Genomic DNA, 11,004 nt, shown 5'->3' on the forward strand with positions numbered 1-11,004 from the left:
GATGCGGCGATGGGTGCGGACGAGCCGTACTTGGTTGCGATGGGTCGGATGGCGGCCGGGGGCCGGCGGATGCCGGGCGAGGTGCCCAGCATGTTCCGGGCCCTGCTGCCGGGTGGCCGCCGGACGGCGGCGACGGTGGCGGGCGGCGCGGTGGCCGCGCAGGCGCTGGCGGCCCGGCTCTGGGAGCTGCGGGAGGGCGAGCGGCTGCGGCACGTGGTCGAGTTGGTGCGGGCGGAGGCGGCCACCGTGCTCGGCCACGCCTCGCCGCAGGCGATCGCGGCCGACCGTGACTTCCACGAGCTCGGCATCGACTCGCTGACCGCGATCGAGCTGCGGAACCGGCTCACGGCCGTGACCGGTCTCCGGCTTCCGGCCACCCTGGTCTTCGATCACCCGACGCCGACCGCGATTGCCGCGCACGTCATCGCCGAACTTCTCGACGAGCACAGCGAGTTCGACGGTGCGGCGCTGGGTACGGCGGCCGGCCTGGACGACCCGATCGCGATCGTCGGAATGGCGTGCCGGCTGCCCGGCGGGATCGGCTCGCCCGACGAGCTGTGGGAGCTGGTGCTCGACGGGCGGGAGGGGATCTCCGACTTCCCGACCGACCGTGGTTGGGACCTGGACGCGCTGCTCGGCAGCGCAGCGGGCGAGCGCGGGCACAGCGCCACCTCGCGGGGCGGATTCCTGCACGGGGTTGCCGACTTCGACGCCGGGTTCTTCGGGATCTCGCCGCGTGAGGCGCTCGCGATGGACCCGCAGCAGCGCGTGCTGCTCGAAACCTCCTGGGAGGCCGTCGAGCGGGCGGGCATCGACCCGCTGACCCTGCGCGGCAGCCGGACCGGCGTCTTCGTCGGCACCGGCGGGCAGGACTACCTGACCCTGGTGATGAACTCGACCGAGGACATTGAGGGCCACGCGGGCACCGGTCTCGCGGCGAGCGTGGTCTCCGGCCGCATCTCTTACACCTTCGGCCTGGAGGGCCCGGCCGTCACCGTCGACACCGCGTGCTCCTCCTCGCTGGTGGCGATGCACCTGGCCGCGCAGTCGCTGCGCAGCGGCGAGTGCTCGCTCGCGCTGGCCGGTGGCGTCACCGTGATGTCCTCCTCGCTCGGCTTCCCCGGCTTCACCCGTCAGGGCGGTCTCGCGTCGGACGGCCGGTGCAAGGCCTTCGCCGACGCGGCGGACGGCACCGGCTGGTCCGAGGGTGCCGGTGTGCTGGTCCTTGAGCGGCTCTCCGAGGCGAAGCGCAACGGGCACGAGGTGCTCGCCGTGCTGCGCGGCTCGGCGGTGAACCAGGACGGCGCGAGCAACGGTCTGACCGCGCCGAACGGCCCCGCCCAGCAACGGGTGATCCGCCAGGCGCTGGCCAACGCCGGCCTGTCGGCGACCGAGGTCGACGCCGTCGAGGGCCACGGCACGGGCACCACGCTCGGTGACCCGATCGAGGCCCAGGCGCTGCTCGCGACCTACGGCCAGGACCGCGAACGGCCGCTGCTGCTCGGCTCGTTGAAGTCGAACATCGGCCACACCCAGGCGGCCGCCGGTGCGGCCGGTGTGATCAAGACCGTGCTGGCGATGCGACACGGCGTTCTGCCGCGCACCCTGCACGTGGACGCTCCCTCCACTCATGTGGACTGGACGGCCGGTGCCGTGCGCCTGCTCACCGAGGCGACCGACTGGCCGGAGACCGACCGTCCGCGCCGCGCCGCGGTGTCCGCCTTCGGTATCAGCGGCACCAACGCGCACGTCATCATCGAGCAGGCCCCCGCTGCCGAACTGGACGTCGCGGCCGAGCCGGTGAACGGCTCTCCCGCGCTCGTGCCGTGGGTGGTCGCGGGCAAGTCCGAGGCGGCGCTCGACGCCCAGCTGGACCGGCTCTCGCTGCTCGCCGACCGCGCGCCGCAGGACGTCGGCCTCTCACTGGCGGCCGGTCGTTCGGGCTTCGCCCACCGCGCCGTACTGCTGGACGGCGTGGAGACCGCCCGGGGCGTGGCCGAGGAGCGGCGCACCGCCTTCCTGTTCTCGGGGCAGGGTTCGCAGCGGTTGGGGATGGGCCGGGAGTTGTATGGCCGGTTCCCGGTGTTCGCCGAGGCCTTCGACGCCGTGTGCGGTGTGCTGGACGGGCTGCTGGAGCGGCCGCTGCGGGATGTCGTGTGGGGCACGGACGAGGAGCTGCTGAACCGGACGGACCTCGCGCAGGCGGCTCTGTTCGCGGTGGAGGTGGCGCTGTTCCGGCTGGTCGAGTCGCTGGGTGTGCGGGCGGAGTTCGTGGCCGGTCACTCGATCGGTGAGGTCGCGGCCGCGCATGTGGCGGGTGTCTTCTCGCTGGCGGATGCGTGTGCGCTGGTCGCGGCCAGGGGTCGGTTGATGCAGGCGCTGCCGGCCGGTGGCGCGATGGTCGCGATCGAGGCGACCGAGGAGGAAGTCCGGCCGCTGCTGGGCGAATTGGCTTCCATAGCGGCCGTCAACGGGCCGAGGTCGGTGGTGGTGTCGGGGGCCGAGGAGGCCGTCGAGGCGGTCCGGGCGCAGTTCGCCGACCGGCGGACCACTCGGCTGCGGGTGAGTCATGCCTTCCACTCGCCGCTGATGGACCCGATGCTGGACGAGTTCCGGGCCGTCCTGAGCGGCCTCAAGTACGCCGCGCCGCGCCTGCCGCTGGTCTCGAACCTGACCGGCACGCTCGCGGGCGAGGAGCTGTGCACGCCCGAGTACTGGGTGCGGCACGTCCGCGAGGCCGTCCGGTTCGCCGACGGGGTCGGCGCGCTGCGGGACGCCGGGGCGAACGCCTTCGTCGAGCTCGGCCCGGACAGTGTGCTGGCCGCGCCGGCCCGGCAGACGCTGGGAGAGGACGACGGTTGTGTGGTGGAGCCGCTCGGGCGCAAAAACCGCCCGGAGGAAGGAGCGCTGCTCGGCGCGCTGGCCCGGCTGCACGTGGCGGGTGTGACCGTCGACTGGACGGCGCTGTTCGCGGGCACCGGTGCCCGGCGGGTCGACCTGCCCACGTACGCCTTCCAACGCGAGCGGTACTGGCCCCGGACGCACGCCCCGGCGGCGTCCACGGCCCCCCGGGCCGAGGACGCGCTCGACGCCCGGTTCTGGGAGGCGGTGGAGGGCGAAGAGCTCGACGCGCTGGCCGCCGACCTGGCCGTGGACAGCGGGGCGCTCGGCGCCGTGCTGCCCGCACTCTCCACCTGGCGGCGGCAGCGGCGCGACCAGGAACTGCTGGACGCGCTGCGTCTGCACGAGTCCTGGCAGCAGCTGCCCGGCGTGACCGCCGCGCGGCCGGCCGGGAGCTGGCTGGTCGTGGTGCCGGCCGAGTGCGCCGACGAGGAGTGGGCGGCGGCCGTGCTGGACGCGGTCGGTCCGGAGGCGCTGTGCCTGAACGTGAGCGTGCCGGAGCAGGCCGAGCTGGCCCCACTGCTGCGTGAACTCCCCTCCGCCGGCGAGCCGTTCACCGGTGTGGTGTCGCTGCTCGCGGTCGGCCGCAGCGAGGCTGCCGGGCCGACGGTGGCGCTGGTGCAGGCGCTGCAGGACGCGGAGATCGCCGCGCCGCTGTGGTGCGTGACGCGCGGCGCCGTCGCCGTGGGCCGGAGCGAGGCACCGGCCGCGCCCGAGCAGGCCGGGGTCTGGGGCCTCGGCCGGGTCGCCGCGCTGGAGCTCCCACAGCGCTGGGGCGGCGTGGTCGACCTGCCGCAGACGCTGGACCAGCGGGCCGCGCAGCGGTTCGCCGCCGTGCTGGCCGGCCTGACCGGTGAGGACCAGGTGGCAGTCCGCTCCTCCGCCGTGTACGGGCGCCGCCTGGTGCCCGCCCTGGCGGGCGTGTCGGACGCCGGCTGGACACCGGGGGAGACCCGGGGCACGGTGCTGATCACCGGCGGGACCGGCGGCCGGGGCAGCTATCTGGCCCGCTGGCTGGCCCGGGAGGGCGTGAGCCACCTGCTGCTGGCGAGCCGTCAGGGCGGGCAGGCCCCGGGCGCCGAGGAGCTGGCCGCCGAACTGCGCGCGCTGGGCGCCGCGGTGACGGTGGCCGCCTGTGACGTGGCCGACCGCGCGGCGCTGGCCGCGCTGCTGGCCGAGCTGCCCGAGGACGCGCCGCTGACCGCCGTGGTGCACGCGGCCGGAGCGGTCGACGACGGCGTGCTGGACGAGCTCACCCCCGAGCGCTTCGCCGCCGTGCACCGGGCCCGCGCGCTGGGCGCGCAGCACCTGGACGAGCTGACCCGGGACATCGAGCTGTCCGCCTTCGTGCTCTGCTCCGCCGTCGCCGGCGCCGTCGGCACCCCCGGCCGGGCCACCCTCGCGGCGGCCACCGCCGTGGTCGACGCGCTGGCCCAGCGCCGCCGGGCCGAGGGCCGGCCCGCCACCTCGCTGGCCTGGGGCGCCTGGATCGGCGAGGAGTACACCGAGCCGGCGGGCGAGGCCGGGCCGCAGCGCGCGGCCGTGCCGGCACTCCACCCCGAACTGGCCCTGGCAGCGCTACGGCAGGCCGTCACCCGACAGGCCCCGGTGCTCGTCCTGCTCGACCTGCGGCAGCCGAACGTGCTGGACAGCCTGGTCGGCCTGCGCGGCAACCCGCTGCTGAAGGAGCTGCCCGCCGCCCGGCAGGCGCTCGCCGCCGCCGAGGCCTCCCGGCACGATCTCGCCTCCGCCGCGTCGGAGTTGACCCGCCGGCTGCGCGAGCTGCCGACCGGTGAGCAGCTCGCGCCGGTCACCGACCTGGTCCGCACGCACGTCGCGGCCGTGCTCGGCTACGCCGACAAGTCGGCCGTCGCGGCGGAGCGGAAGTTCCGCGACCTGGGCTTCGACTCGCTGACCGCGATCGAGCTGCCCGCCAGGCTGGCGCTGGCCACCGGCCTCAAGCTGTCGGCCACCACGGTCTACGACTACCCGACCGCCCGGGTGCTGGCCGAGCACCTGCTCGCCGAACTGCTGGAGGCCCCGGCCGCCGACACCCAGCTGCCGGCCGCCGACGCGGCCGCCCTCGCCGCCGACCCGATCGCCGTGGTCGGCATGGCCTGCCGCCTGCCCGGCGGGGTCAACAGCCCGGAGGACCTGTGGCGGCTGGTCGCCGAGGGCGGCGACGGCATCGCCGCCTTCCCGGCCGACCGCGGGTGGGACCTGCGCACCCTGCAGGCGGGCGACCGGGACGGCCGGGGTCGCAGCGCGACCCTGGAGGGCGGATTCCTCGACGGCGTGGCCGAGTTCGACGCAGGGTTCTTCGGGATCTCGCCGCGCGAGGCGCTCGCGATGGACCCGCAGCAGCGCCTGCTGCTGCAGACCTCGTGGGAGGCGCTGGAGCGGGCCGGGGTCGACCCGGAGCGGCTGCAGGGCAGCCGGACCGGTGTCTTCGTCGGCACCAACGGCCTGGACTACGCCACGCTGATGATGAACTCCCGGGAGGACATCGGCGGCCACGCCGGCACCGGCCTGGCCTCCAGCGTGCTGTCCGGTCGGATCTCCTACACCTTCGGCCTGGAGGGCCCGGCCGTCACCGTCGACACCGCCTGCTCCTCCTCGCTGGTCGCCCTGCACTGGGCCACCCAGGCGCTGCGTGCGGGCGAATGCTCGATGGCGCTGGCCGGCGGTGTGACCGTGATGACCACCCCGGTCAGCTTCGCGGGCTTCACCGTGCAGGGCGGGCTCGCCTCGGACGGCCGCTGCAAGGCGTACTCCGACGCGGCGGACGGCACCAACTGGTCCGAAGGCGTCGGCATGCTGGTGCTGGAGCGGATCTCCGACGCCCGGCGCAACGGGCACGAGGTGCTGGCCGTGATCAGGGGCTCGGCCGTGAACCAGGACGGTGCCTCCAACGGCATCACCGCCCCCAACGGCCCCTCCCAGCAGCGGGTGATCCGCCAGGCACTGGCCAGCGGCGGGCTCACCACGAGCGAGGTGGACGCCGTGGAGGGCCACGGCACCGGCACCGCGCTCGGCGACCCGATCGAGGCGCAGGCGCTGCTGGCCACCTACGGCCGGAACCGCCACCCCGAGCGGCCGCTGCTGCTCGGCTCGCTGAAGTCCAACATCGGCCACGCCCAGGCCGCCGCCGGTGTGGCGGGTGTGATCAAGACCGTGCTCGCGATGCGCAACGGCGTCCTGCCCAAGTCCCTGCACATCGACCAGCCGTCCACCCACGTGGACTGGACGGCGGGCAGCATCGAGCTGCTCACCGAGGCCCGGCCCTGGCCGGAGACCGGGCGGCCCTGGCGCGCGGGTGTCTCCTCCTTCGGGATCAGCGGCACCAACGCGCACGTCATCGTCGAGCAGGCCCCGGCCGAGCCGGCCGTGGCCGTGGACGAGAACCCGTTGCTGCCCACCGTGGTGCCCTGGGTGCTCTCCGGCAAGACCGACGCGGCCCTGGACGCCTACCTTGCGACCGCCCACTCCCTGGAGCTCTCCCCGCTGGACGTCGGCCTCTCGCTGGCCGCCGGCCGCTCCGCCTTCGAGCACCGCGCCGTCCTGCTGGCCGGCGCCGAGGGCCTGACCGAGCTGGCGCGCGGCACCGCGGCCGACCGGACGACGGCCTTCCTGTTCTCCGGCCAGGGTTCGCAACGGATCGGCATGGGCCGGGAGTTGTACGGCCGCTTCCCGGTGTTCGCGGACGCCTTCGACGCGGTCTGCGCGGTGCTGGACGAGCACCTGGAGCGGCCGCTGCGGGACGTGGTCTGGGGCGTGGACGAGGAGTTGCTGAACCGGACGGAGTACGCGCAGGCGGGTCTGTTCGCGGTCGAGGTGGCGCTGTTCCGCCTGGTCGAGTCGCTGGGTGTGCGGCCGGAGTTCGTGGCCGGGCACTCGATCGGTGAGGTGGCGGCCGCGCATGTGGCCGGGGTCTTCGGGCTGGCGGACGCGTGTGCGCTGGTGGCGGCGCGGGGCCGGCTGATGCAGGCGCTGCCGACCGGTGGTTCGATGGTCGCGATCGAGGCGACGGAGGAGGAAGTCCGGCCACTGCTCGACGAGTTCGTGTCGATCGCGGTGGTGAACGGGCCGAAGTCGGTGGTGGTGTCGGGCGCGGAGACGGCCGTGGCGGCCGTCGAGGCGCACTTCGCCGACCGGAAGACCAGCAGGCTGCGGGTGAGCCACGCGTTCCACTCGCCGCTGATGGACCCGATGCTGGCGGACTTCCGGGCCGTGCTGGAGCAACTGTCGTTCCAGCCGCCCGCCGTCCCGGTGGTGTCCAATCTGACGGGTGCGCTCGCGGGCGAGGAGCTGTGCACGCCCGAGTACTGGGTGCGGCACGTCCGCGAGGCCGTCCGGTTCGCCGACGGGATCGGCGCGCTGCGGGACGCCGGGGCGAACGCCTTCCTCGAACTCGGCCCGGGGGGCGTGCTGGTGGCGCTGGCCGAGCAGAGCCTCGGCGAGGACGGGCCGTACTGCGTCACCGCCCCCGCGCTGCGCAAGGAGCGGCCGGAGGAGAGCGCGCTGATCGGCGGGCTGGCCCGGCTGCACGTGGCCGGGGTCGGCGTCGAGTGGGAGCGGCTGTTCGACGGCACCGGCGCGCGCCGGGTCGAGCTGCCCACCTACCCCTTCCAGACCCAGCGGTACTGGCCGCGACCGGCGGCGCTCTCGGGCGACGTCACCTCCGTCGGCCTGGTGCCCGCCGAGCACCCGCTGCTCGGCGCGGCCGTGCCGCTGGCCGACGTGGACGGCGTGCTCTACACCAGCCGCCTGGCCACCCGCGTCCACCCCTGGCTGCTGGACCACCGCGTCGGTGACGGGATCACCCTGCCCGCCACCGCCTTCGTCGAACTGGCCGTCCGGGCCGGTGACCAGGTCGAGTGCGGCCGGATCGCCGAACTCACCATCGGCGAGCCGCTGGTGATCGCGGGCGAGGACGAGCCGGTGGTCCAGGTCCGGGTCGGCGAGCTGGACGAGGCCGGTGCCCGTACGGTCGCCTGCTACGCCCGCCCCGGCGACGCCGGGCCCGAGGACCCGTGGCTGCGGTGCGCCACCGGCACCCTGGTGCCGCAGGACCGCGACCTGCCGGAGACCGGCTGGGTCTGGCCGCCCGCCGGGGCGCTCGCCGTCGAGCTGGACGGCTTCTACCGCGAGCCCGGCCGGGGCCCGGCCTTCCAGGGCCTCAAGGCCGCCTGGCTGCGCGGCGAGGAGCTGTACGCCGAGGTCGAGCTGCCCGTCGAGATCGCCGAGGACGCGCGCTACTTCGGCCTCCACCCGGCGCTGCTCGACGCGGTGCTCCAGGGCGCCGTGCTGCTCGGGGTCGGCTCCGAGGAGGAGCCGTACGAGCCGCACGACTGGCGGGGGCTCACCCTGCACGCCGGTGGCGCCTCCGTGCTGCGGGTCCGGCTCACCCGGGCCGGCACGGACGCGGTGGCGGTCACGGCCGTCGACCCGGCCGGGGGCCCGGTGCTCTCGGTGGACTCCGTCCGGCTGCGCGCCGCCGAGGCCGGGGCCGGGACCCGGGGCGGGCGGGAGCCGCTGTTCACGGTCGAGTGGGTGCCCGCACCCGCCGGGCCGACCGGGCGAGAGCTGAGCTGTGTGGCGCTCAGCGCCGACGAGTTCGGGCTCGGCCGTTCGGTCGCCTCGTTCGCCGAACTCTCCGACCCCCTGCCGGACCTGGTGGTGGCCTGGCTGCCCGCCGTGGCCGAGCAGACGCCGGAGGCGGTGCACGAGCTGACCGCCCGGGTGCTCGGTCTGGTGCAGGACTGGCTGGCCGAGGAGCGGTTCGCCGCCGCGCGGCTGGTGTTCGTGACGCGCGGTGCGATCCGGGCCGCCGAGGACGACGCCGTGGTCGACCTGGCCGGCGGCTCCGCCTGGGGCCTGGTCCGCTCGGCCAACTCCGAGCACCCCGGCCGGTTCGCGCTGGTGGACGTGCAGCAGTCGGCCGACCTGGCCGCCGCCCTGCCCGTCCTGCCCGGCCAACTTGCCGACGGTGAGGCACAGTTCGCTGTCCGTGACGGTGTGGTCCGGCTCGGCCGCCTGGCCCGGACGGAGGCCGCGCCGAGCCCGCTGGCCCCGGCCGAGGCCGACCAGCCGGGCACCTGGAGCCCGGAGGGCACCGTCCTGCTCACCGGTGGTACCGGTGCGCTCGGCCGCCACCTGGCCCGCCGGCTGGCCGTCACCGGCCGCCGCAACCTGGTGCTGACCAGCCGGCGCGGCCCGGACGCACCCGGTGCGGCCGAGCTGGTGGCCGAACTCGCCCTGCTCGGCGCCGAGGCCCGGGTGGTCGCCTGCGACACGGCCGACCGCGCGGCGGCCGCCGAGCTGCTGGCGGGCATCCCGGCCGAGCACCCGCTCACCGCCGTGATCCACACCGCCGGTGTGCTGGACGACGGCATCATCACCGCACTCACCCCCGAGCGGCTCTCGGCCGTGCTCCGGCCGAAGGTCGACGCGGCCCACCACCTGCACGAGCTGACCCGGGAGAGCGGGCTCGCGGCCTTCCTGGTCTTCTCCTCCATCGCGGGTGTGATGGGCAGCCCCGGCCAGGGCAACTACGCGGCCGCCAACGCCTACCTGGACGCGCTGATGGACCACCGCCGTTCGCTCGGCCTGGCCGGCACCTCGCTGGCCTGGGGTCCGTGGGCCCAGGACGTCGGTATGACCAGTGAGTTGAGCGACACCGACATGCGCCGCATGCAGTCGGGCGGCATCCCGCCGCTCTCGGTCGAGCAGGGCCTCGCCCTGTTCGAGGCGGCGAGCGGCTCCGCCGAACCGCTGGTCATCCCGCTCGGCCTGACTGCCGGACCGATGCGCCCGCAGGACGACGTGCCTCCGCTCTTCCGGGGCCTGGTCCGCACCGCCCGCCGCAGCGCCGCGCACGTCGCGGACGGCGCGGACGCGGCGGCCGGCTTCACCCGGCAGCTGCTCGCGCTGAGCGAGCGCGACCGGGCGCGGTACCTGGTGGACACCGTCCGGACCGAGGCCGCGGTCGTGCTCGGCCACCCCTCGCCGGACTCGGTGGAGGCCGAACGCGACTTCTACGAGCTCGGGTTCGACTCGCTGACCGCCGTCGAGCTGCGCAACCGGCTGGCGGCGGTGACCGGGCTGCGACTGCCCGCCACGGTGGTCTTCGACAGCAGGTCGCCCGCCGAGCTGGCGGCCTGGATCCGCAGCGAGCTGGCCAACCAGCCTGTCGAGGAGGGCGGTTCGGGCGGCGCGGCGGTCTCGGTGCCCACCGGTGAGCCGGAACTCGACTCGCTGGAGCGGCTGTTCATGGACGCGCTGGGCAACGGGAAGATCCCCGAGGCGCAGCGGATGCTGGCCACCGTCGCGGCCCTGCGGCCGACCTTCGAGGCCACCGCCGAGCTGGAGGACCTGCCCTGGGCGGCGAAGCTCGCCGAGGGCCCGCGCCCGACCAAGCTGATCTGCGTCAGCGCACCGACTGCCAACGCGGGCGTGCACCAGTACTCCCGGCTGGCCGCGCACTTCCGCGGCCTGCGCGAGGTCTCGGCGCTGCCGCTGGTCGGCTTCGCCACCGGGGAGCGGCTCCCCGCCAACCCGGAGGTGGCCACCCGGGTGATCGCCGAGAGCGCGCTGCGGGCCTCCGACGGCAAGCCGTTCGTGCTGGTGGGCCACTCATCCGGCGGTTCCTTCGCCTACGCGGCAGCGGGCCTGCTGGAGCACACCTGGGGGATCAGGCCGACCGGTGTGGTGCTGCTGGACACCCTCAGCTTCCGCCACGACGCCGGCGAGGGCGTCGACTACACCGGCATGATGCGGCTCAACTTCACCGCCTCCGCCGACGCCTCCCCGGTGCGCCTCACCAACTCGCGGCTCTCCGCGATGGGCCGGTGGATGGTGCTGCTCAACCAGCTGGACGTGCAGCACACCTCGGCCCCCGTCCTGCTGGTGACCTGCGACAAGGCGCTGCTGGGCACCGACGACGCGCCGGTGGACCAGCGGGAGAGCGCCGAACCGCTGGTCGCGGGCGCCGAGGTGGTGCGCGTCGACGCCGACCACCTGTCGATGATCCGGGAGGACTCCGCGCTCACCGCCGAGCTGGTGGAGGAGTGGCTCGGCCGCCAGGAGTGACGGGCTGACACG

Annotated in this window: 1 protein-coding gene; it reads left to right on the forward strand. The window is 75.1% G+C overall.

Going from position 1 to position 11,004, the window contains the following annotated elements:
- Positions 1-90 precede the first annotated feature (90 nt).
- Positions 91-10,992 (forward strand): type I polyketide synthase, encoded by a 10,902-nt coding sequence (locus tag AB0K43_RS29970; protein ID WP_363645289.1) that lies wholly within the window; start codon positions 91-93, stop codon positions 10,990-10,992.
- Positions 10,993-11,004: the final 12 nt, after the last annotated feature.

This window comes from Kitasatospora sp. NPDC049258 (assembly GCF_040678895.1).
Classification (GTDB): domain Bacteria; phylum Actinomycetota; class Actinomycetes; order Streptomycetales; family Streptomycetaceae; genus Kitasatospora.

Coding starts and splice junctions, on each gene's coding strand:
- AB0K43_RS29970 (WP_363645289.1), top strand. CDS start 91: ATGTTCCGGGCCCTGCTGCCGGGTGGCCGCCGGACGGCGGCGACGGTG.